Origin of the sequence: Vibrio quintilis, from assembly GCF_024529975.1 — a bacterium.
In the GTDB taxonomy this organism is placed as follows: Bacteria; Pseudomonadota; Gammaproteobacteria; order Enterobacterales; family Vibrionaceae; genus Vibrio; species Vibrio quintilis.
Map to the genome: position 1 here is coordinate 912,598 of NZ_AP024898.1, position 22,950 is coordinate 935,547.

Annotated in this window: 19 protein-coding genes and 1 pseudogene; 7 read left to right on the forward strand and 13 right to left on the reverse strand. The window is 45.7% G+C overall.

Translation table 11 applies throughout. The annotated features are described in order from the left end of the window. Positions 1–36 precede the first annotated feature (36 nt). The 7 genes from OC443_RS22610 to yjjG form a co-directional block, all read right to left on the reverse strand. Positions 37–948, reverse strand: a complete 912-nt coding sequence (locus OC443_RS22610; protein ID WP_073585746.1) for a peptidase associated/transthyretin-like domain-containing protein — start codon at positions 946–948, stop codon at positions 37–39. 166 nt (positions 949–1,114) lie between these two features. Then, positions 1,115–2,719 (reverse strand): ABC transporter ATP-binding protein, encoded by a 1,605-nt coding sequence (locus OC443_RS22615; protein WP_073585745.1) that lies wholly within the window; start codon positions 2,717–2,719, stop codon positions 1,115–1,117. Continuing rightward, a complete protein-coding gene (locus tag OC443_RS22620) occupies positions 2,716–3,768 on the reverse strand; it encodes an ABC transporter permease (protein WP_073585744.1) in 1,053 nt (350 codons plus the stop codon). Before OC443_RS22620 ends, OC443_RS22615 begins: the two co-directional genes overlap by 4 nt. Before the next feature lie 4 nt (positions 3,769–3,772). Continuing rightward, positions 3,773–4,864, reverse strand: a complete 1,092-nt coding sequence (locus tag OC443_RS22625; RefSeq protein WP_073585743.1) for a microcin C ABC transporter permease YejB — start codon at positions 4,862–4,864, stop codon at positions 3,773–3,775. Positions 4,865–4,871: 7 nt separating this feature from the next. Next, positions 4,872–6,650, reverse strand: a complete 1,779-nt coding sequence (locus OC443_RS22630) for an extracellular solute-binding protein (RefSeq protein WP_370738778.1) — start codon at positions 6,648–6,650, stop codon at positions 4,872–4,874. A gap of 207 nt (positions 6,651–6,857) precedes the next feature. Continuing rightward, complete coding sequence (locus OC443_RS22635) at positions 6,858–7,547, reverse strand: GntR family transcriptional regulator (protein ID WP_073585741.1); 690 nt, start codon at positions 7,545–7,547, stop codon at positions 6,858–6,860. 97 nt (positions 7,548–7,644) lie between these two features. After that, positions 7,645–8,325, reverse strand: a complete 681-nt coding sequence (gene yjjG / locus OC443_RS22640; protein ID WP_073585740.1) for a pyrimidine 5'-nucleotidase — start codon at positions 8,323–8,325, stop codon at positions 7,645–7,647. A 153-nt stretch (positions 8,326–8,478) separates the two neighbouring features. On the opposite strand from yjjG, the gene OC443_RS22645 reads away from it, so the two are divergent. Next, complete coding sequence (locus tag OC443_RS22645) at positions 8,479–9,396, forward strand: LysR family transcriptional regulator (RefSeq protein WP_073585739.1); 918 nt, start codon at positions 8,479–8,481, stop codon at positions 9,394–9,396. A gap of 157 nt (positions 9,397–9,553) precedes the next feature. Continuing rightward, on the forward strand, positions 9,554–10,216 hold the full coding sequence (locus OC443_RS22650) for a DUF2057 family protein (RefSeq protein WP_073585738.1): 663 nt from the start codon (positions 9,554–9,556) through the stop codon (positions 10,214–10,216). A gap of 93 nt (positions 10,217–10,309) precedes the next feature. Here the strand turns inward: OC443_RS22650 and OC443_RS22655 are convergent, their stop codons facing one another. Further along, complete coding sequence (locus OC443_RS22655) at positions 10,310–11,608, reverse strand: methyl-accepting chemotaxis protein (RefSeq protein WP_073585737.1); 1,299 nt, start codon at positions 11,606–11,608, stop codon at positions 10,310–10,312. A 533-nt stretch (positions 11,609–12,141) separates the two neighbouring features. Between OC443_RS22655 and OC443_RS22660 the strand changes: the two genes are divergently transcribed. Beyond that, positions 12,142–12,924: a BUD32 family EKC/KEOPS complex subunit gene (locus tag OC443_RS22660; protein WP_073585736.1), complete on the forward strand. Its 783-nt coding sequence runs from the start codon at positions 12,142–12,144 to the stop codon at positions 12,922–12,924. A 295-nt stretch (positions 12,925–13,219) separates the two neighbouring features. On the opposite strand, the gene cra is transcribed toward OC443_RS22660, so the two are convergent. Beyond that, positions 13,220–14,203, reverse strand: a complete 984-nt coding sequence (gene cra / locus OC443_RS22665) for a catabolite repressor/activator (RefSeq protein ID WP_073585735.1) — start codon at positions 14,201–14,203, stop codon at positions 13,220–13,222. Between the two features lie 332 nt (positions 14,204–14,535). Between cra and fruB the strand changes: the two genes are divergently transcribed. The 3 genes from fruB to fruA are packed head-to-tail and all read left to right on the forward strand — an operon-like array spanning position 14,536 to position 18,386. Further along, a complete protein-coding gene (gene fruB, locus OC443_RS22670; protein ID WP_073585734.1) occupies positions 14,536–15,672 on the forward strand; it encodes a fused PTS fructose transporter subunit IIA/HPr protein in 1,137 nt (378 codons plus the stop codon). An 11-nt stretch (positions 15,673–15,683) separates the two neighbouring features. Next, a complete protein-coding gene (gene pfkB / locus OC443_RS22675) occupies positions 15,684–16,637 on the forward strand; it encodes a 1-phosphofructokinase (RefSeq protein WP_073585733.1) in 954 nt (317 codons plus the stop codon). Between the two features lie 18 nt (positions 16,638–16,655). Beyond that, positions 16,656–18,386 (forward strand): PTS fructose transporter subunit IIBC, encoded by a 1,731-nt coding sequence (gene fruA / locus OC443_RS22680; protein WP_073585732.1) that lies wholly within the window; start codon positions 16,656–16,658, stop codon positions 18,384–18,386. 148 nt (positions 18,387–18,534) lie between these two features. On the opposite strand, the gene OC443_RS22685 is transcribed toward fruA, so the two are convergent. Continuing rightward, a complete protein-coding gene (locus OC443_RS22685; protein ID WP_073585731.1) occupies positions 18,535–19,323 on the reverse strand; it encodes a putative ATP-dependent zinc protease in 789 nt (262 codons plus the stop codon). A 12-nt stretch (positions 19,324–19,335) separates the two neighbouring features. After that, positions 19,336–20,529 (reverse strand): amino acid aminotransferase, encoded by a 1,194-nt coding sequence (locus OC443_RS22690; RefSeq protein WP_073585730.1) that lies wholly within the window; start codon positions 20,527–20,529, stop codon positions 19,336–19,338. A gap of 92 nt (positions 20,530–20,621) precedes the next feature. Between OC443_RS22690 and OC443_RS22695 the strand changes: the two genes are divergently transcribed. Beyond that, a complete protein-coding gene (locus OC443_RS22695; RefSeq protein ID WP_159440370.1) occupies positions 20,622–20,771 on the forward strand; it encodes a hypothetical protein in 150 nt (49 codons plus the stop codon). Between the two features lie 118 nt (positions 20,772–20,889). Here OC443_RS22695 and nrdG read toward each other — a convergent pair whose 3' ends face one another. Both nrdG and nrdD read right to left on the reverse strand, forming a co-directional pair. Continuing rightward, on the reverse strand, positions 20,890–21,363 hold the full coding sequence (nrdG, locus tag OC443_RS22700; protein WP_073585729.1) for an anaerobic ribonucleoside-triphosphate reductase-activating protein: 474 nt from the start codon (positions 21,361–21,363) through the stop codon (positions 20,890–20,892). A 13-nt stretch (positions 21,364–21,376) separates the two neighbouring features. Further along, a pseudogene (gene nrdD, locus OC443_RS22705) lies at positions 21,377–22,855 on the reverse strand (anaerobic ribonucleoside-triphosphate reductase); the annotation flags it as partial. Positions 22,856–22,950 lie beyond the last annotated feature (95 nt).

Below are 22,950 nucleotides of genomic sequence, written 5' to 3' on the forward strand. Positions count from 1 at the left end.
GCTTTAGCTTTTACAGAATCAGGTCATCAGATGATTTTATGACTCACTAATCATCAAACGTTTGTAGGCAAGAAGTGAACCATCGGTATTTGCCTGCAGGTTAAACATGTAAGTCTCATCGGGACCATCAAAAACCGTATCATTATTCATATACGTATCTGGCTCTCCCCGGCTGACGTAATCTTCATGTGTGGTACAAATACTCTGACAGAAGTAATCGCCAAATCCGAATTGAGAAACAACAGAATCAGCATTATTACTCCGTACCCGGAAATGGATATGAATCGCCCGGCTGCTGTACCAGCCCGGAAAACATGTCTTAAAGTTCACTCGTCCTGAACTATCAGTGACAGCAATACCACGGAACCATTGCGAGGCTAAAGCATCTTCAGCATCACCGGTACAATAACTGCTGTTAAATCTGCCTGTGTCCGATGCATCCGAAGTATCACCTGAGTAGACACCTTCAACACTACAGTGCCAGACCTCAATCTCATAACCGGCTAAAGGTTCACAACTTTCATTCGTTAACTGAAAGCAGAGTTGTGTCGGTAAACCAACCAGACCTTCCGAAATATCCTCCCGGTAGACACTATCAAAATAACATGGCCCTTCAGTCCGCTGCTCTGTTAAAGCCACAGTACAGGTTGCTCCGGTGGCGAATATACTGTCATCCGGGAAGTCAGCAGTCATTGATTTCGTACCGCCGGATAACCAGTCTGCAGAAGGGTTATCACCACCTTCAGCCGGCTCTGCGGTTCCGCCGGATGTTCCACCCGGAGGTCCATCCGGGCGGTCAGGACGATCAGGTTTTCCCGGTGGCCTGGCAAACAGCTCACGGGCACTCACCCGCCCGGCTACGGCAGGAACTACCGCAACGGCTGCCAGTGAGGCAATGGTTTTCATTACTTTACGGCGTTCCAGCTGACATTTCTCATGATCATTCATTTTTTTTCCTTATGATTGTTGTTGAGCTTCATTGACAAGAATAATCACCGCCAGATATGAAACAAGTTTGTTTACATTTATTTACATACCTTTAACATAATGCAATCAGCACAAGGGAAAACTGCGGGAATCAGCCTTTATCAGACCGATTCAGGCTGAGAATAAGTCAGAGAAAACGTGACACAGAAGAAAGGGAAACGAGTTCCTGTGTATAAGGATGTTGAGGCGCAGAAAACAGCTGACCGGTATTGCCCTGTTCAACAATTTGTCCCTGACGCATCACAATCGTATAGTGACAAATTGATTTCACGACATTCAGATCATGGCTGATAAACAGATAAGACAAACCATACTTTTGCTGCAATGATTTGAGCAATGCCAGAACCTGAGCCTGAACAGTCCGGTCCAGAGATGAGGTTGGTTCATCTAACAATATGAATTTTGGCTTCAAAATCAATGCCCGGGCAATTGCGATCCGTTGCCTCTGACCACCGGAAAACTCATTGGGATAACGATGACGGGTGCCCGGGTCCAGCCCGACTTCTTCCATGACCTGACAAATACGGGCTTCTGCATCTGCCTGGCTCAGTTCCTGATGAACCAATAATCCTTCACCAATTACCTGTGCCACAGACATGCGCGGATTCAGTGCTGAAAAAGGATCCTGGAATACCACCTGCATTCGGCTGCGGAATGGCAACATCCCTTTTCGGTCAAGGTGTTGAAGCTCTTTATCCTGATAACGAATCATACCTTCGGAATGAACCAGCCGGAGCACCGCCATCCCTGTTGTTGACTTACCAGACCCGCTTTCTCCGACAATCCCGATAGTATGACCTTCTTTTAAATCAAAACCGACATTAGTGACAGCCCGGACATAGTCTTTTACCCGGCGGAACACACCGCTGCGAATCGCAAACCAGACTTTCAGGTGCTCAGCCTCAAGCAATGTACCGGCATCCGGACGAACAGGAACCGGCCCGCCCTTCGGGTCAGAATCAATCAGCTGGCGGGTATAAGGATGTTCCGGCGCACTGAATAATGTCGCGGTATCATTGGTTTCAACCAATCGTCCCTGCTGCATTACAGCAACCCGATCAGCAATCTTGCGTACAATGCTGAGATCGTGAGTGATAAACAGCATCGCCATGCCGAACTCTTGTTGAAGTGCTTTCAGCAAATCGAGAATTTGTGCCTGAACAGAAACATCCAACGCTGTGGTTGGTTCATCAGCAATTAACAATTCCGGCTCATTAATCAGGGCCATCGCAATCATGACTCTCTGACGTTCTCCGCCAGATAATTCATGGGGATAAACCGAGATTTTTTGTTCCGGATTGCGTATACCGACCTTCTCCAGCCATGCCACCGCTTTTGACTCAGCCTGTTTCTGGCGAAGTCCCCGATGGATTGAAAGCGTTTCGACCAGCTGGCGACCAACCGGGTGTAGCGGGTTCAGCGAAACCATCGGCTCCTGAAAAATCATGCCGATTTTGCCGCCACGAATACCTCTTAGCTGCCGCATTGAGCACGTCAGGGTATTGACATCACCAAACTGTATTCCACCTTCAAGATAGTGTGCAGCACGGGCCGGCAACAATCTTAATATGGCATTGGCAGTTACAGACTTCCCGGAACCACTCTCGCCGACCAGCGCCAGTGTTTCTCCCTGACTGACAGATAGAGAGACCTTATGCGTGACCTGCTCTACTCCTCCGCGGCGTTCAAATCCAACCGAGAGATTTTCGATCTTCAATACTTTTTGATTCATGACTGGCTCCCGAACTGATGTGGATCAAAAGCATCCCGGACAGCTTCACCGATGAAAACCAGCAAAGTCAGCATTACAGATAACACGACAAAAGCCGACATACCAAGCCATGGCGCCTGCAAATTTGCTTTTCCCTGCGCCAGTAATTCACCTAATGAAGGAGAACCGGCCGGTAAACCAAACCCCAGAAAGTCCAGCGAGGTCAGCGTTGTTACGGAACCAGACAGAATAAACGGCATCATGGTCAGTGAAGCAACCATCGCATTCGGTAACATATGCCGCCAGATAATCCGTTTGTCGGACACCCCAAGCGCCTGTGCTGCTTTCACATATTCAAAATTACGACATCGTAAAAATTCAGCCCGGACCACGCCAACCAGACTCATCCAGCTGAATAAAACCATGATGCCAAGTAACCACCAGAAATCCGGCTCGACAAAACTGGATAAGATAATCAGCAAAAACAGCGTCGGCATGCCTGACCATACCTCGATAAAACGCTGACCAAGCAGGTCAATCCATCCACCGTAATATCCCTGCGTCGCTCCGACAAATACACCAATCACAGAAGAAATGATGGTGAGTACAAAACCGAACAGCACAGAAATCCTGAAGCCATAAATAATCCGGGCCAGGACATCCCGGCCTTTATCATCCGTGCCCAGCCAGTTCACACTATCCGGAGCAGAAGGCACACTACCGCCGGTCACATTAAAATTAATCGTGTTATAACTGAAGCGAATTAAAGGCCAGATCAGATACCCTTTTTCCTGAATCAGTTCCTGTACATAAGGATCGGTATAATCTGCTTCGGTCGGAAATTCACCACCAAACGTGGTTTCGGGATAGGATTGCACAACAGGGAAATAGAACTGATGATCATAAGCAACCAGCAAAGGTTTATCGTTCGCAATCACTTCAGCAAACAAACTTAATACAAACAAGGTACTGAATATCCACAGTGACCAGTAACCCCGTTTATGGGCTTTAAACCGGTGCCAGCGCTCCGCATACATCGGATTGGTCCGGATAATGTTTGAAAACAGCATTGAACTAACGAGCCTCAAAATCGATACGGGGATCAACCCATGTGTAGGTTAAATCAGAAATAATGCCTAAAATCAGCCCCAGTAACGTCATGATATATAAAGAACTGAACACCACAGGATAGTCACGCTGAATGGTCGATTCAAACCCGAGCAGGCCAATGCCATCCAGAGAAAACATCACTTCGATCAACATGGAGCCGGTAAAAAACATACTGATAAAAGCACTTGGGAAACCGGCAATGATAATCAACATCGCGTTGCGGAACACGTGTTTGTAAAGGATGCTTTTTTCATCCAGCCCCTTGGCTCTGGCCGTCACCACATACTGCTTATTGATTTCATCCAGAAAGGAGTTCTTTGTCAGCATACTCAGGGTCGCAAATCCACCAATCACCATCGCGGTAATCGGCAAGGCAAGGTGCCAGAAATAATCTCCTATTTGCTGATACCAGGTCAGCTGATCAAAATTATCGGAAACCAGTCCTCTGAGCGGAAACCAGTCCAGATAATTTCCGCTGGCAAACAGGATGATCAGGAGAATGGCAAACAGAAATCCGGGAATTGCATAGCCGATAATGACCAGAGCACTTGACCAGACATCAAAACGGGAACCATGGTGAATGGCTTTCAGCACTCCCATCGGAATCGAGACCAGATAAATAATCAGGGTACTCCACAGACCCAGAGAGACCGAAACCGGCAATCGTTCCTTGATTAAATCAATCACATTACCGCCCCGGAACAAACTTTCACCAAAATGGAAGGTAATATAGTTCTTCAGCATATCGGTATAACGCTCCAGAATGGGTTTATCAAAACCAAACTGGTGTTTAATCGCGGCAACAACTTCCGGATCTAATCCGCGCGAACCTTTATATCCGGCACCGGGTTCATTTTCAGGCGGCGCACCTGATGTAATATCATCGCCCCCGCCGGTGAAACGTTCCATAATACCGGAACCCAGCCCCTGCGCCTGAGCAATCGCCTGCTCAACCGGGCCACCGGGCGCAATCTGTATAATAAAAAAATTAATGGTGATAATGGCCCATAAAGTCGGGATTACCAGCAGCAAACGACGAATAATGTATGCAGCCATAATCTTATTACCGATCCTTTTTCAGCTTCAGCATTTTTTCTTTTTTCTGTGAAACCCACCAGGTATCCAGTCCGAGATCATACTGCGGTATGACTGCAGGGCGTTCAAATTTATCCCACATCGCGACCCGGTACTGATTTGAATACCACTGCGGAATCATATAGAAGTTCCATTGCAGTACGCGGTCAAAAGCCCGCCCCAATACCAGAAGTTTATCCGGGTCTTCCTGGCTTGCCGCAATCTCTTCTGTCAGTTTATCCACAATCGGCGATTGCACGCCGGCAATATTGTAAGTTGAGTTCAGATAGCGTGAGTTCCAGGCAATCATCAGATTTGGGTCCGGAAATGCGTGTGCGCTGTATACTGAAGACACCATATCAAAATCACGATCCCGCAGCCGTTTTGTATACTGCGTGGTATCAACAGTGCGGATTTTCATCTCAATCCCCATATGCTTCAGGTTCTTCTGTAGCGGAATGGCGATACGCTCGGTGACCGGATTAAAAGTCAGCAGCTCAAATGACAAAGGCTGCCCTGTCTTTTGATTCGTCATCACCCCGTCTTTGATTGCCCAGCCGGCCTGCTTCAATAACCGGAAGGCCTGACGAATCTGTTTACGAATCCGTCCGGAACCATCAGTCACCGGCGAATTAAATGCCTGAGTATATAAACGGGGAGGCAATTGCGCTTTAAACGGTGCCAAAACTTCCTGTTCAGCTTTGGAAGGTAAGCCTTTGGCTTCAAACTCAGTGTTACCAAAATAACTCCGGGTCCTTTTGTACTGGTTATAGAATAAATTCTTATTCATCCATTCAAAATCCAGTGCATAAGTCAGCGCTTCACGAACTTTTGGATCCTGAAACACCGGCCGCGAAGTATTGAAAATAAACCCCTGTGTTGCCGCAGGTTTATGATGCTCAATGCTCTCTTTGACAATTGAGCCATTATCAAAATTAGGCCCGGTATACGCTGTTGCCCAAAGTTTTGCCTGCCCTTCCTGCCTGAAGTCAAATTCACCGGCTTTGAATGCTTCCAGCATCACTGTATCGTCCCGGTAATAATCATACTGCTTCTGCTTAAAGTTATGGCGCCCGACGTTGACCGGTAAATCTTTTGCCCAATAATTATCATCGAGTCCATAAGTCACACTCTGACCCATTTTATAAGCCACTATTTTATAAGGACCGCTACCAACCGGCGGTTTACTGAGTGGCTCCGCGAAATTTTTATCTTTCCAGAAGTGTTCAGGCAGCACAGGTAAACCTTCCGCTAAACCAAATAAACGGTCTCTGTCGGGTTTCGTCACTGCAAACCTGACCGTATGATCATTGAGTGCTTTGACAGAAAACGTTTTATATAAAACCCGGAATTGTGGCACGCCTTCCTTCATAAATTTCTGAAAGCTGAAAGCCACATCATGCGCGGTAATCGGCACCCCATCCTGAAAACGAGCCTTTGGGTTTATATCTGCTTCCAGCCATGAATAATCATCGGAATAGCGAATCGTTGTCGCGATCAATGGATAATAAGCATCAATTTCATCGCTGGGAGAATACATCAGTGCATCGTAAAGCGTTCCGGAGTCAACCGCTGCAACCCCTCTGGAAGCATAACGATTGAAATTATCAAAGGTTCCGATAGTACCAAACACAACTTTGCCGTACTTCGGTGCATCCGGATTTACATAGTCAAAATGTTTAAAACCTGCCGCATATTTTGCTTTACCGAAACCGACCAGGTGGGTTGTGGTAATTACCTTGCTAAAGCTGGCTGTACTTAACACCATCAATGTACAGCCTAAAATAACTGACTTAATCTTTCCCATAAATGATCCCTGTCTGTCCCCTTTCTTCTCAGGCTCTGAACTACGGAACGTATTCATCAAATTGTCGGGCCATACAGCCCTGAATGCTGAAAATAACTTTTGACTCTGTAAAAAATGACCTGCAATTACCCGTTTAGTTCCATCGCCGCGCAGAACCTGCCGGAAGAATTAAACCGATGATTCCAGAACCAATGCATCATGCCGCCATGTAGACAGCTCAAGCGCAATGATGCCGGACTTTGCAGAAATCCTGCGTTGCAAAAAAATAGCGGGTGTTCCGGCAGTCGCCCGCAGATTGATAGCGCTGTCACCTACCAGACTGCCAAGCGAGATACTATCATGGATATCAGAAACCGTGATGACCGGATCCTGCGTCAGCACTTCAAAAAGATCGCAGAAGCTCTCATTTTCAACAATATGTTGAAAATATTGTAAATTCAGCCAGTAAGTAACCAAAGCAACCGGGCGTTTTTCCAACAGCCTCAATGTTTGAATATAGTAAAGTTCACTGAATGGTGGCAGGTTCATGATTTGACTCGCCTGCTTGTCGGCGAGTCTTTTTTCACGTTTCAGTGCCAGAATTTCAGGCTGGCGTTCCTGCTCACCGGCCAGTGTACAGAAAGTATAAGCCGCAGAAAGAGGCACCTGCAGACGTGGCGGAGAAATAAACCATCCCCGTCGGTCTTCGCGATAGATTAAACCATCTGATTCGAGGATAGACAGCGCCTCTCTGAGCGTCACCCGGGTAGTATGAAATGAATCGGCAAGTTGTCTTTCTGAGGGTAATTTCTGACCGGCAGATAACATTCCCTGCAGGATTTGCTCTTCGATTGCTTCTTTTATTTTAATATATTGCACACATCACCTTCATCTGACCAATATTCAGTGCCGTGTGCCTTGTTCTTTGCGGAGCAACGGTTCAGCAGCAAACCGGAGACTCATGAACACAACGCATTCAGGCAGATACTGAAAGCATATCATGTAATTCAGACAAGTGTTGTATTTGATAATCCACCACAATGTTTTCCGGGACAGCTGCCTGATCAGGATTCAGCCAGCATGTCATGAACCCGAACCGGGAACCCCCAAGAATATCGGACTGAACATTATCCCCAACCATTAAAACTTTTGATTTATCCGGTTTACCCATCTGTTGATAGGCATAATCAAATATTGCGGGATCAGGTTTTGCTTTACCAACGGCCTCTGAAATAACGACATGATCAAAAAAGTGCCTGACCTGATGTTTTTCCAGACGTTGTGACTGAAGACGAATCATCCCATTAGTAATCAATCCCAGTCTGACCCGGCCATAAAGAGACTCCAGCAGTCGTTGTGCTCCCGGCAGTAACGCCGATATGTCGGCCATTGCATCCAGAAAACGCAGATTCAGTTCTTCTGTCGTCAAAGACAGCTGCTCAGCCCAGCGGGAAAACCGCTGATGCTTTAAAGTTGCGGTATCAATTTTCCCATCCTGATAGTCAATCCACAATTGCTGGTTCAATGCCTGGTATTCAGCATAATCCTCATGATCAAAGTCAATGCCCAGCCGGGAAAACATGGCTTTTAACCCGGAAAAATTATCAAACCGGAACAAGGTTTCATCCGCATCAAACAATATCCAATCAAATTTCATTTCAGTCTCAATCCCTTCGGGTCAACAGACCCTTATCATCTAAATTCCCCTGAAGCAGCATCTTCAGATTATTATTTGTGAGTTTATACTGTTTTTAATTTTGATATAATCCACTAAATTTGAAACTAACTGTTTCCTTAAAGTTAACAATCTATGCTAACTCATTCATTTTCATCATTGCCGGTATTTATCGCGGTTGCCGAATGCGGCAGCCTGTCAGCCGCAGCACAAAGACTGAATATTACCAAATCTGCGGTCAGCAAACGCTTGAGCCAGCTTGAAAATACCCTCGGTGTCAGACTTTTTCACCGGACAACCCGGACAATTCATCTGACTGAAGCAGGACAACGTTACTATTTTCACGCCTCACAGGCATATCAGAGCGCACAACAGGGCATGGATGCTGTCGCAGAACTACAGGGACAACCGCGGGGAAAACTGAAAATCACTGCACCCATGTCTTTTGGTATTCGCCATATTGCACCTTTCATTGCCGAATTTATTCGTTTGTATCCGGAGATTGAAATTGATTTACAACTCGAAGATCAAATGGTTGACCTGGTTCAGGGCGGATTTGATATCGCGATCCGAATCGGGCATCTGCCGGTTTCAAACCTGATTGCGAAAAGGCTTGTGATTTGTAAAAGCGTTCTTTGTGCAGCCCCACGATATCTGGACGAAAACACGGAGCCGGCACATCCATCTGATTTACGCGCTCATAATTGCCTGACCTATGCTTATTTTCGTGGCAGTGAATGGCGCTTTTACCAAAAAGAGAAAGCGTTTAAAGTCATTCCCAAAGGAAACCTTATCATTAATAATAGTGAAGGCATACGGAAAGCAACATTGGATGGACTTGGTATTGCTCAGCTGCCAACATTTATCGTGGGAAAAGATTTGGCACAAAGAAAACTACAGCCAATCATGACGCAATATCATTTACCGGAACACGCAGTTTATGCCGTCTATCCGGACAGAAAATATCTGCCAGATAAAGTCCGGACTTTGATTGAATTTCTTCAAAACAAATACGGACATGACAAGCCCTACTGGGATACCGGCTATACATAGCACTCAGCCGGGTCTACACCCAAGCACACTGAAGATGCAGGTTGCCTGAGTAATATTTATATTATTGTCAAAAAACATCATCAGCATATACCACAAGCTCTAATTCAGCTAACATTATTCCGTACAGTTAAACATCTGAAGATAAAGGATAAACACCGTGAATATATTACGCACATCATCATTCATTGGCATGATGGCTTTGAGCGCATCATCTATGGCTCAGGTCAACATTTCAGTTCCGGGTGACGTTGAAATTCTGGTTGCAAACGGCATTAAACCTCACCTGACCGGTGGCGTGTTTGATTATGAAAAAACATTAAGCCTTGCGGACGGGCAGCAACAAATCGTTTTCAGGTACAAGCCGTATTTCTCTCAGGGTAAAGATAATATTGGTGTGGAAAGTGACGTCATTGTTGCCAGCTTTACTGCAACGAATAAATCACTGTCTTTCAAATTACCTAAATACAAACATGCTAAAGACGCTCAGAAATCGATTAAAAACCTTCAGTGGTCATTCATTGATAAACAAAATAAAAAAGTGCAGTTAACAGAAGATAAATTGCAGAAAGAAGGCATGCAGATCGGCAGAAATTACCTGACAGAAATTGCCGTTTATAATCAGACTCAATCGCCTGCGGCAGTTTCGGCTTACGCACCGAAAAATGCACAGGTTCAGCCTTATCAGTCTGGCCGGCATATACAATCCGGCAAGCCAGCACCACAAGGTGCAACAACACCAGAAACAATGCTGCACTACTGGTATGAACAGGCAGACGATGCAACCAAAGCCCGGTTTAAACGGTTTGTAAACCAGCAATAAATCAGCTTATCCGGCAATGGCAGGCATAAGCAACCGGGACAAAAAAACCACCGTCACAATGTGTCAGGTGGTTTTTTTTCAGATCAGAACTTTTTATGATTCGCTCAAAGAGTTAACTGTCTGGGAAACATTCTCAGCGCCTTTATATATTTCATCCATCACAGACGATGCTTCAACAATCATATTGACGCCTTTGTCTGATATGCCAATCACTTCTTCCATCGATGAAGTCACAGACAGGGTTAACTGTTTATTCTCAGAGACCACTTCTGAGATTTCTGCTGTCGATTCAGCCGTCCGGGAAGCCAGCTGACGAACTTCATCCGCAACCACAGCAAAACCCCGCCCCTGATCACCCGCCCTTGCGGCTTCAATCGCAGCATTCAGCGCCAGCAGATTCGTTTGTTCCGCAATCGCCTGAATCGTAGATACAATCTCTTCAATACTTTGAGATTTATCGTTCAGCTGCCTGATTTTAGTTGCAGTATCCTGAACCTGGCCGGAAATCTGCTCAGAAACAGCCACAGAATCAGACAGTTTCTGCGCCCCTTCTTTTGCAATCTGGGCCGTTTCCACAGAAGTCGAATACGCAATCTCAGTCGCCTGATTGACCGCGATATTTTTTCTTTCCTGCTCAGACACATCGGAAGCAAATTTAATGACTTTTGTTACTTTTCCATCTTGATCAAAAATAGGATTGTAGGTAGCTTCAAGCCAAAGCTGTTCACCGTAGCTGTTCAGGCGTAAAAACTTACCATTCTTCATTTCCCCCCGGGCTAAATCCGCCCAGAAGGTCGGATTGTCATCAATAAATGACTGATCACAAAACATCCGGTGATGCTGCCCCTGAATCTGTTCCCGCCGGTAACCGACGGTATTCAGGAAATTGTCATTTGCTTTAATAATGGTTCCGTCCGGCTCAAACTCAATAATGGCCAGAGAGCGGTCCAGTGCAGACAACACACTCTCCATGTATCTTTGTGATTCAGTCTGCTCAGTGACATCACTGGCAATTTTCATGATTTTTTCAACTTTACCATTCACAGTGACGGGGAAATAAGTCGCTTCAAGCCACACCAGTTCCCCGGATTTGTTCTTACGCCGAAACGTTCCTTTCTGCGGTTCACCCCGGGCCAGGTGACTCCAGAAAGTCCGGTATTCTGCAGAATGGCTGTCTTCATCAAAACAGAACATTCGATGATGCTGCCCGATAATTTCTGATTTCTGATACCCCATACAAGTCAACAACAGCTCATTTGCTTCCAGAATCTCCCCATCAACACTAAATTCAATTGTGGCCATACTCTGGCTGATCGATGCCAGCATCCCACGCATTAACGCCAGTTGTTCTTGTAAATGAACATTCTCTTGTCTTAATTTATTAAAAAACATGCAGACACCTGTTATATCCCTGAAAAAAGTAAGCTCTTAAGCCGCATGAAACACCAAGCCTTCATAAAAAACAACCGACAAATGATAAAATTAACACTAAATGTTAATCGATTACATCCTTTATATTCAACAACTCTATAAAATAGTTTAGTAGGAAAGTGAGCAATTTTCAGGCATCAGCACTGATATCATACGAATATTGCGATCCCCCAGATAAGTAATGACATTCATATCAACATATCATTCTGACATTGACTCCAAAATCCTCCAGCCGTCTCTGCTTACTATACCCAAGCAACCTGCATCTTCAGGTTGTTTGGGCATAGTCGTCTTATTACTTATTTTTAATCAATAACACATCTGCTTTTATTTATTTAATTAATAGATTTAACCAAAATTTATAAATAGCATGATGAATCGGGGGAATTATTATAATTTTAAGACAATTTTTTATTTTTCATGACATTTTATGACTTGATAATAAAAAAACTGATCATTAGAATTTCCAGACGTTTGAAAGAGGAACACAAATAATGCTGGCAGACGAATGTAATAAACTTATTTCACAAAGTGGACCCGGAGTTCAAAAAATAATTGTTGACGGGAATACTTATTGGTTAAAGATTCATGGCGAAAATAAATCAACTATCATAAGAAAGCTGTCTTCTGCTATTTCTAAAATCAGCTTATTTTCTCTTTTCCAAACCCAGTCAGTCCTGGATAGTCTGGAACGCTTTGAGCACGAAAAAGCTATGCTGCACTACCTGAAACAGCAAAATTTCTGCGTACCAGACATAGATTTGGAAGGTCCGGGATATTTTGTCACGCATGATGAAGGCACCCCTCTGAACCAGCTCAATGCTTCCAGAATCGATCAGGAACTGTTAAATCAGTTATTTTTGACATTTGCGCAATTACATCAAAAGAATATTGCACATGGACGCCCGGCACTCCGGGATATTATTATTAATAATAATAATGTACCAACGCTGATTGATTTTGAAGAATCAATCATGGATGCTAACTCAATCCTGCAGGCCAGAGATATTTATATTCTGTTAATGGAACTCTATCGCAGAAAAGATATTTCCATTCAGAAAAAAGTCAATGCGTTACTGATATGGAAATCTCAGGTGTCAGATGAAAACTGGGAAAATTTATTAAAAATTAACAGATTAATAAAACGAATCTGTTTATTACCTAAAATTGTTCTATTATTTAAGAAGAAAAATAAACTCAGTAAACAATTATTAGAAACCGTTGCTTTGTTTGAACACCCTGCCCTCAACCAGAAAGCGCCCGTAACTGCACTTTAAATATAAAATTTGAGTCACAGGTCAGTCGAAGAGAAAAACAGTGATCAGTGCAGTTTGTCCCCTGACAAAAAATGTTACCGGAGTCTCAAATAAGTGACACCATTTGTGAATTCCGGACTAAATCAGGCTCAAAATCTCACCGCTTTTGCGTACATTTTTCAGCAATTCATTCAAGCTTTATATACAGCAAAGCTTATCTGATGTCGGTATTCTTCACAGGCAGGCGAAAACGCAGCAGAATGTGTCAACAAATGCCGCTCTTTAGCTTCATCTGAAGCAACCATCTTCACCCAATTTAGTTTGACCGGACAATCAACTTTCGCGGAACCAGCTCAATACCGGGTTGATAACGTTTGGCTGTTGCATTCAGCGCTGTCGCCAGAGCACTGTCAGCAATCAGCTCAAACTGCTGTCGCATGGAGTTGATTTTTACCGGCAGGAAATCAAGCAAGCGATTATCACCAAACGTTGCCAGCTGAATTTGTCCCATCAGTTCGATGTTTTCCAGCAACACATCCAGCACACCTTCAAGTAAAGTATAGGAAGTCGCAACAACAGCATCCGGCACAGTGCCTTTCCGGACCCATTGCTGAAAAATTCGCCGCCCTTCATCCCGGTTAAAATGACGACCATAGCCTTCTATGACTTCAATATCTCTGGATTTAATCGAGGTTTCGAAACCAAGTTGACGGTCTTTGGAAATACTCAGTTCAGGTAACGCACCAATTAACCCTATCGAATTCACTGAACTCTTTAACACCGAATTCGTTAGCTCATGCGCAGCGGTATAATCTTCGCTGACAACACAGGCAAAATATTCATCATCCAGAGGACGGTCAATTGCAATCACCGGCGTTCCTGTTTTTTGTAATCGCATATAATAATCGCTGGCCTGTGGAATCGTACTGGCCACAAACAGGGCATCAATTCGTCTTGCAACCAGGGCATTCACAACCGTTTTTTCAGTCTCAGGATTATCGTCAGAACAAGCAATTAATATCTGATACCCGGCCTGCCGGGAGTTTTGCTCCAGTAGTTTGGATAAGCGGGCATAACTGGTATTTTCAAGATCAGGAATAATTAACCCGAATGAACGGCTGTTGCCAGCTCTCAAAGCAGAAGCAGTGTGATCCGGACGATAATCATAAGCATTCACAACTTCCATCACTTTTTGCTGAGTTTTCTCACTAATCCGGTATTTTTGCGCTTTGCCATTAATGACATAACTCGCCGTAGTTTTTGATACGCCAGCTAACTTCGCCACTTCATCCAGTGTCATACGATTACCCTTTTTAGTGTGCGTCGGATCATAGAAATACACATTTTGATCTATTGTTAAGTTGCATTATATGCTGAATCGATTCACTATAAAAGCTGAAATGATTCAGCAGAATGTCAAATAATGGCAAAACATATATTTATGAGCTATTCATTATTTATCTTCATATATTATGAATTTTGAAGACATTTTGCTGAGTTTTTTTCAAGAATCAACTGAAACGATTCAGCACCATAGGACACATCGCTTTGACTGTCAGGTTTCCTATAGAGAACAACGGTCTGTGTCCGGATAATAAATGAAGCCAATTCCATGGCACAAGGGGCTAAAACATGCTGCAACTAACTCCTAATGACATTCAACTAGGACAATCCCAACCGAACAAACAAGAAGCCATTCGCGCAATAGCTACCCACCTGACCAACAAAGGTCTGGTTGATGCGGGCTATGTCGAAGGGATGCTAAACCGTGAATCTCAGAATTCAACCTTCCTTGGCAACGGCATTGCAATTCCTCACGGCACCACAGATACACGTTCACTGGTCAAAGAAACTGGTGTGGCTATCCACCATTTCCCTGAAGGCGTTGACTGGGGTGACGGAAACACTGTCTATGTTGCAATTGGTATTGCTGCTAAATCCGATGAGCATTTAGGTATTCTGAAACAGCTAACAAAAGTTTTATCCGCAGACGGTGTAGAGCAAAATCTTAAACAAGCCAAACAGGCAACAGACATTATTGCACTTCTCAATGGCGATGTTCAGTTAGAAGCTGATTTTGATGAGTCACTGATTCAGCTCAGCTTCCCGGCGACTGAAATGGCACCATTACTTGCTGTTGCGGCCGGTCTGCTGAAAAACAAAGCCTGCGTGGAAAGTGAATTTGTCGCTGACATTGTCGCAAAAGAAGCAACTCATATCGGTCAGGGCTTATGGCTTGCCGGTAGTCAGACAGGTGTATCCCGGACAGGTTTTGCATTTATCACTGCTGGTGAAAGTTTTAATCATCAGGGACAGGCTGTGAAAGGGTTACTTGTGGTTGCCGCCTGTAATAAGTCTCACCAGCCACTCATGACAAAGCTATCAGACATCGTGCTGAACCAGCAACAGGCAAAATTACTCGATGCAGATAAAAATGGTGTACTGGCACTGTTCGGACTGGCTGAGGAATCCGCTGGCGCGGAAGCAGAAGGCGTCGTGAAAGCTGTATTTAAGGTGAAAAACCCGCACGGCCTGCACGCACGTCCAGGTGCGATGTTAGTGGCTGAAGCGAAAAAATTCGATGCAACCATCAAGATTGCGAATCTGGATGGCGAAGGTAAAGCTGTCAATGCAAAAAGCCTGATGAAAGTGATTGCACTGGGCGTGAAATGCGGACACCAGCTTGAATTCACAGCAGAAGGTGCGGACGCAGCACAAGCTGTTGAAGCGATTGGCGCTGCCATTGAATCAGGTCTGGGTGAAAACTAAGGAGCATCAGAATGACGAAAAAAGTAGTCACAATCACGCTCAACCCTGCCCTTGATTTAACCGGCAGTCTTGACACCCTGAACCAGGGATCAGTAAGTCTGGTCAGTCAGGGTTCGCTTCATGCAGCAGGTAAAGGTGTGAATGTTGCTCAGGTATTGAGTGACTTAGGTGCACAAGTCACAGTCACCGGCTTTTTAGGTCAGGAAAATCAGGATGTCTTCTGCCAGCTTTTTGAAACGATCAAGGCTAAAGATGAGTTCATCCGCGTTGAAGGTGCAACCCGGATTAACGTAAAACTGGTGGAATCTTCCGGTGACGTCAGTGACATCAACTTCCCGGGCGTCGAAGTTTCTCCGGAAGCGATTGCTGCTTTTGAGAAAACGCTGCTCCGCCTTGCCGAAGATCATGAGTATTTCGTTCTCGCAGGCAGCCTGCCTAAAGGCATTTCGCCTGAACAGTGTGCAGCCTGGATAGAAAAACTCCATCAATTGGGCAAAAAAGTATTGTTTGACAGCAGCCGTGATGCTCTGGCCGCAGGCCTTGATGCGCATCCATGGCTGATTAAGCCAAATGATGAAGAACTTTCTCACTTTGTCGGGAAAACATTAAGCTCAATGTCTGAATGCCAGAATGCAGCATCAGAACTCGCATCGAGACAGATTGAAAATATCGTGGTGTCGATGGGTGCTGATGGTGTGATGTGGCTTCATAACAATGAATGGCTGCATGCTAAGCCACCCCGTATGGAAGTTGTCAGTACAGTAGGTGCCGGAGATACACTGGTTGCCGGTCTGTGCTGGGGCCACATGCAGGAAATGAAAAAAGAGGAATTACTTACATTTGCGACTGCCTTGTCTGCACTTGCAGTCACGCAGGTTGGTGTCGGTGTTCCGGACAGAAACGAATTAGCAACCCTACAACAGAAAATCCAATTACAACCGTATAGCCCTCAGGCTAGTAATTAAGGACAAAAGGTCGTATTTATGAAAATTGCCATTATTACCGCATGCCCAAGCGGCGTTGCAAACAGCGTTCTCGCTGCCGGTCTGTTAGAGCAGGCAGCAAAATCCTTGAACTGGTCAGCAACTGTTGAATGTCACTCTTCTGTTGTTGATGGCTACACACTCACTGACAATGATATCGCTGAAGCAGAAGCTGTTATTATCGCAGCAAACTGTCCGGTTGATACATCGCGTTTCGTCGGAAAAAAAGTGTATCAAAGCGAAATTTCCGAATGTACTGCATCCCCATCTGACTATCTGAAATCAGCTGTAGAAAAAGCGCAGCCGCTTTCTCAGGCTCAGGTAACTTCAGCTGCTCCGGCAACAGCACCTTCTTCCGGCACACAGAAAATTGTAGCAATCACGGCCTGCCCGACCGGTGTTGCACATACCTTTATGGCGGCAGAAGCACTGGAAGATACAGCGAAGAAACTGGGTCATGACATCAAAGTTGAAACCCGTGGTTCTGTCGGTGCGAAAAACCAGCTGACTGCTGAAGAAATTGAAGCAGCAGATCTGGTCATTATCGCAGCCGACATTGACGTCCCTCTGGACCGTTTCAACGGTAAAAAGCTGTATAAGACCAAAACAGGGCCGGCGCTGAAGAAGACTAAAGAAGAGATCGAGAAAGCGTTCGCTCAGGCGACCGTATACTCGGCTCAGGGTGGCGATTCAGCACAAGCCGCAACGGAAGAGAAGAAAGGTGTTTATAAACATCTGATGACGGGTGTATCACACATGCTTCCGGTCGTGGTTGCCGGTGGTTTGATCATCGCACTTTCTTTTGTCTTCGGTATTGAAGCATTTAAAGAAGAAGGCACAATGGCTGCCGCATTAATGAAGATTGGTGGTGGTTCCGCCTTCGCATTAATGATTCCTGTTCTGGCAGGCTACATTGCCTTCTCGATTGCTGACCGTCCCGGGCTGGCACCAGGTCTTGTCGGTGGTATGCTGGCAAGTTCAATCGGTTCTGGTTTCCTTGGTGGTATTGCTGCAGGTTTTATTGCCGGTTATTCTGCAAAACTGATCGCAGATAAAGTACAGCTGCCACAGTCAATGGAAGCACTGAAGCCAATCCTGATCATTCCGTTTATCGCCACGCTGTTTACCGGTCTGGTCATGATCTACATCGTTGGTGAACCTGTTGCTTCAATCATGAGCGCAATGACTGACTTCCTGAACAGCATGGGTTCTGCGAATGCGATTCTGCTGGGTATTATTCTTGGCGCAATGATGTGTTTCGACCTGGGTGGTCCGGTCAACAAAGCCGCTTATACATTTGGTGTGGGTCTGCTTGCTTCTCAGCAATATCTGCCAATGGCGGCAATTATGGCGGCGGGTATGGTTCCTGCGCTGGGTATGGGTCTGGCGACATTCATTGCCAAAGACAAATTCGATAACAGCGAGCGTGAAGCCGGTAAAGCATCATTTGTTCTGGGTCTGTGCTTCATCTCTGAAGGTGCAATTCCGTTTGCAGCAAGAGATCCAATGCGTGTGATTCCATCATGTATGATTGGTGGTGCAATCACAGGTGCGCTGTCCATGTTGTTCGGTGCAAAACTGATGGCACCTCACGGTGGTTTATTTGTACTGTTCATTCCAAACGCAATTTCACCTGTACTGATGTATCTGGTTGCGATTGCGGTCGGTACAGCGGTCACTGGCTTTGGTTACGCCTTATTCAAGCCTCGTGGTGAAAAAGCAGCGGCATAAGCGCCTGTTAATGAGGTTCATGGTTTCTGTGAGCCTCATGTGCCAGTGTTTTTACCCCTCACTGGCTTTTTTCTTTCAACACCCCCGAGATCAAAAAAGCCGGATAATCATCCGGCTTTTTTTCACCAATTCTTTTATACCCGTCAGTTTATTCAATCACAGGTTTTGGCTGTACAAAGTGACGACTGGAATCAACCACAGCATTATCTTTCAGGAAGTTATGGCCAAGGGTAATCAGCGACCGGGGTTCAGTTGCCTGATAAAGCTTAAACTCAACCGGCTCTTTGACTTCCCCGATCTCAATCCAGCTCATAATGACAGGAATATGGTCCGCTGAACGACCACCTTTTTCTTTAACCCAGTAGCTGACCGGCAAACTCATCACAGCCTTTGGTTTTTTCGGTAACAAGTGAAAAGTGACCCATTGCTGGCCATTACGTTTAAAATAATGCACCGTTGAAGCATAAATTGAAGACAGCTCATGCCCGGTTTCCATACTGGCCTTCAGAGGTAAATCAATCCCCGGAATCCATATCCATTCCCGGCTTCCCAGCAGCAAGCGCCCATCTCCCATCATGGTATAATGGGGCTTTATTTTTTCCTGACGCTTTTGTTGCTGTTGCTGTTGCTGTTGCTGTTGCTGTTGCTGTTGCTGTTGCTGTAAATGATGGGGTTGCCGCTTACTGAGCTGAAGCTTTTTCTTCACTTCGGGCTCAGGTTTGACGACTTGTTTTTTCTTTACAGAACTGACATGAGGCTTGGTCCGGACAATCACTGGCTGGCTTTCAAGCATCTGAGGATGAATGATGTCTTCCGTGCCTCCGGGAGGAAGCGTCAGGCTATCCAGCCTGGTATGATGAGCGGGCTCAGTTGAACTACAGGCTGCCAGCCCGCCAGCTAATACCAGAGGAACACAACGCTTCCATTGTCGTCTCATTCAATCACCCGTTCATTTTGTCTGATTTGCAACCTGAGCAATCGCCTCTGCCACATAAGAGATGTCCGATTCAGTCAAACCGGCAATATTAATCCGGCTGTCATCAACACCGTAAATGCCATAATCGTCTCTCAGCTGACCCATCTGCGCCGCGGAGAACCCGAGCATCGTAAACATTCCCTTATGAGATTCAATAAAATCAAATACTTGCGTGCTTTGCTCATCCCGTAATGTTTTACACAACATTTGCCGCAGATTCAATAAACGCTGCTGCATTTCAACCAGTTCCTGTTGCCAGACCTGTTTTAGATCCGGATCCTGCAGTACCGTACGAACCAAAGCTGCCCCATGATCAGGTGGCATAGTATAAGTTGCACGGGCAAGCGTCAGAATTTTACCTTTAGCATTCATTGCATCCGCGGCATTTTTACCAATAACAATCGCAGCCCCTGTCCGCTCACGGTAAAGACCGAAATTTTTGGAGCAGGATGAAGTAATCATCATCTCTTCAACGTGCTCAGCCATCCAGCGAAGGCCTTTCACATCTGCTTCAAGACCATCACCAAATCCCTGATAAGCCAAATCAACAAATGGCGTAAAGCCATTCTTCTGCGCCAGTTCTGTGACTGCCTGCCATGCAGCAAAATCAATATCTGCGCCAGTTGGATTGTGACAACATCCATGCAGTAAAACAATATCCTCAGATCCCGCTTTTGACAAATCATCAAGCATACGGGCCACATCCACCCGCTTCGTTTCCCGGCAGAAATACTGATAATGTCTGACTTTCAGTCCCGCGGCTTCCATCACCGGGCGGTGATTCACATAGCTGGGATCGCTGAGCCACACGGTCGATCCCGGCTGTGCTGTGTGAATCAGATCACCGAGCATCCGGAGTGCACCGCTGGCTCCGGGCGTTTGTACTGCCACAAGTCTGTCGGCGACAGGCGTCTCACCAAGCACCAGATTCGCAATACATTGATTGAAAACCTCATCTCCGGCCAGGCCCACATAAGATTTTGTGGTTTGCGTGTCTATCAACCGGGACTCCGCAGTCTGAATGGCACGCATAATCGGCGTCTGGCCCTGATTATTCCGGTATACACCAATACCAAGATCAACTTTATCCGGACGGTTATCCTCACGGAATGCGGCAGAAAGAGAAAGAATCGGATCCAGAACCGGAGCTGGGAGATGAGAAAACATGGGACACACAACCTCTAATTACTTATCACTGAATCTTCAAGTAAACACCAGATTTTCCAAAACCAAAAGTATTTTTTTCTTCGCAGGAGAAGATGACAGAAGACAGTCAGATGCTGTATCCGATTGAAGTAGCACAAGATTTTAAAACTATGCGACAAGTCAGAGATAGAGTGGCAGGATTTATCTGTTTGCCAAAATATTATGCTGTTGGAAAGCAGAATGAGCCTATTTATCTGAAATGAAACGAATCTCCCCGAACACCCTCAAAAGAAATAATGTGTTCAGGAAGAGCCGCAGACATTGTTTATCTTTGAGACAGATTGACACCAAAGGTAAACATAACCTGATGAAACACAAGAATCATTCATCCGGATGCAGCATATGAATGAGTTGATTCGAACTTCCCCGCCAGTCCAGCGACGGGTCCGCCTTATCCTGCTCAAATTTACCGTCAATCAGCACATCAACCCATTCTGTGATATCGCGCTGGGCATCACTCAGTTCGTCCAGCAGGTAACCGGTCCACAGCCAGATATCTTTCTGCGGACATGCCTGCTTCACCCGCTTCACCAGCTTCAGTACCGCACTCAGATTGCCCGGATGTAGCGGATCACCGCCAGACAGGGACAAGCCCCGTCTGTAGATACGTGTATCGTTCAGATCATTGATAATCTGATCTTCCAGTTCATCCGTATAAGGAAACCCCGAACTTAATGACCAGGTGTTCTGGTTGTAACAACCTTTGCACTGGTGCTCACACCCCGAAACAAACAGCGTACAACGGGTTCCGGGGCCATTGACCACATCGATCGGATAATATTTATGATAATTCATCGCACACCGCCCATCAGAGATGTTTCACACGACGTTTCACTTCTTCCTGTTTACCGAAATTAAATGGTCTTGCATCCGGGCTGCCAAGATAACCACACACCCGGCGTGTCACAGACACTTTGGTGGTATCATGGTTGCCGCATTTCGGACAGGTAAAGCCCTTACTGGTACATTCAAATTCACCGGTGTAGCCACACTCGTAACATTCATCAATCGGTGTATTGGTCCCGTAGTAAGGCACGCGCTGATAACTGTAATCCCAGACATTCTCCAGCGCTTCTACGTTGCGCTGCATATTCGGGAATTCACCATAGCAGATGAAACCACCACTGGAGATTTCCGGGTAAGGCATTTCAAAGTCAATCTTATCGTAAGGATTCACCTTCTTCTCAACATCCAGATGGAAGCTGTTGGTGTAATACCCTTTGTCTGTCACGCCATCAATCACACCAAACTCTTTGGCATCGATGCGGCAGAAACGGTTGCACAGGTTCTCACTCGGCGTCGCATATAAACTAAACCCGTAGCCGGTGTCTTCAGCCCAGCGGGTGGTGGCGTCTTTGAGATGCTGAATGATTTTCAGCGCCTCATCACGCAGCTGTTGATCATCATACAGATGCTTCTGACTGCTAAATAACGCGTTGACTGTTTCGTGGACACCAATATATCCCAGAGAGATAGACGCCCGGCCATTCTTAAAGATGTGAGAAATCGGATCATTGGCCTTCAAACGAACCCCGCACGCCCCTTCCATATACAGAATTGGCGCAACACGTGCCCGGACTTTCTCCAGACGACTAATCCGGGTTTCCAGCGCACGCCGTGCCAGTGCCAGTTTGTCATCGAGAATTTCATAGAATTTGCTGACATTGCCGCCGGACTGAATCGCAATCCGGGGCAGGTTCAGGCTGACCACACCGAGATTGTTCCGGCCATCATGGACAATTTCACCGTTTTCTTCATAGGCGGACAGAAAACTCCGGCAGCCCATCGGCGTTTTAAATGACCCGGTGACCTCAACCACACGATCATAATTCAGAATATCCGGATACATCCGCTTGGTGGCACATTCAAGCGCCAGCTGCTTAATATCGTAATTCGGATCGTCCGCTTTGTGGTTCAGGCCATCTTTGATCGCAAATACCAGTTTAGGGAATACTGCGGTTTTATGGTTTTTACCCAATCCGGCAATCCGGTTTTTCAGAATCGACTGCTGAATCATGCGCGATGCCCAGCTGGTCCCCAAACCAAAGCCAAAAGTGACAAATGGTGTCTGACCATTGGCGGTATGCAGCGTGTTCACTTCATATTCCAGCGACTGGAATGCGTCATAACACTCTTTCTCTGTCCGGGCCTGAGCAAAAGACTCAGGATCATGAATATCCCATTCCCGCGCCACAGCCAGATGTTTGTCATAACTGGTTTGTACATACGGTTCCAGAATTTCATCAATCCGGTTAATCGTTGTACCACCGTAAATGTGGCTGGCTAAGGGACCCCTCTATTATCTTACTAAATATTTAATTCCTACTTTGAATTATCCAGCAAAAGCTACTAGTTTTAATTAAGAAGAGATATCTAACTAAA

What these genes read in the sequence shown, in the direction of transcription:
- pfkB (WP_073585733.1), top strand. Translation starts at nt 15,684, where the DNA reads ATGACGAAAAAAGTAGTCACAATCACGCTCAACCCTGCCCTTGATTTA.
- OC443_RS22685 (WP_073585731.1), bottom strand. Translation starts at nt 19,323, where the DNA reads ATGAGACGACAATGGAAGCGTTGTGTTCCTCTGGTATTAGCTGGCGGG.
- OC443_RS22660 (WP_073585736.1), top strand. Translation starts at nt 12,142, where the DNA reads ATGCTGGCAGACGAATGTAATAAACTTATTTCACAAAGTGGACCCGGA.
- OC443_RS22625 (WP_073585743.1), bottom strand. Translation starts at nt 4,864, where the DNA reads ATGGCTGCATACATTATTCGTCGTTTGCTGCTGGTAATCCCGACTTTA.
- nrdG (WP_073585729.1), bottom strand. Translation starts at nt 21,363, where the DNA reads ATGAATTATCATAAATATTATCCGATCGATGTGGTCAATGGCCCCGGA.
- fruA (WP_073585732.1), top strand. Translation starts at nt 16,656, where the DNA reads ATGAAAATTGCCATTATTACCGCATGCCCAAGCGGCGTTGCAAACAGC.
- OC443_RS22645 (WP_073585739.1), top strand. Translation starts at nt 8,479, where the DNA reads ATGCTAACTCATTCATTTTCATCATTGCCGGTATTTATCGCGGTTGCC.
- OC443_RS22610 (WP_073585746.1), bottom strand. Translation starts at nt 948, where the DNA reads ATGAATGATCATGAGAAATGTCAGCTGGAACGCCGTAAAGTAATGAAA.
- OC443_RS22690 (WP_073585730.1), bottom strand. Translation starts at nt 20,529, where the DNA reads ATGTTTTCTCATCTCCCAGCTCCGGTTCTGGATCCGATTCTTTCTCTT.
- yjjG (WP_073585740.1), bottom strand. Translation starts at nt 8,325, where the DNA reads ATGAAATTTGATTGGATATTGTTTGATGCGGATGAAACCTTGTTCCGG.
- OC443_RS22695 (WP_159440370.1), top strand. Translation starts at nt 20,622, where the DNA reads ATGACAGAAGACAGTCAGATGCTGTATCCGATTGAAGTAGCACAAGAT.
- cra (WP_073585735.1), bottom strand. Translation starts at nt 14,203, where the DNA reads ATGACACTGGATGAAGTGGCGAAGTTAGCTGGCGTATCAAAAACTACG.
- OC443_RS22630 (WP_370738778.1), bottom strand. Translation starts at nt 6,650, where the DNA reads ATGGTGTTAAGTACAGCCAGCTTTAGCAAGGTAATTACCACAACCCAC.
- fruB (WP_073585734.1), top strand. Translation starts at nt 14,536, where the DNA reads ATGCTGCAACTAACTCCTAATGACATTCAACTAGGACAATCCCAACCG.
- OC443_RS22620 (WP_073585744.1), bottom strand. Translation starts at nt 3,768, where the DNA reads ATGCTGTTTTCAAACATTATCCGGACCAATCCGATGTATGCGGAGCGC.
- OC443_RS22615 (WP_073585745.1), bottom strand. Translation starts at nt 2,719, where the DNA reads ATGAATCAAAAAGTATTGAAGATCGAAAATCTCTCGGTTGGATTTGAA.
- OC443_RS22655 (WP_073585737.1), bottom strand. Translation starts at nt 11,608, where the DNA reads ATGTTTTTTAATAAATTAAGACAAGAGAATGTTCATTTACAAGAACAA.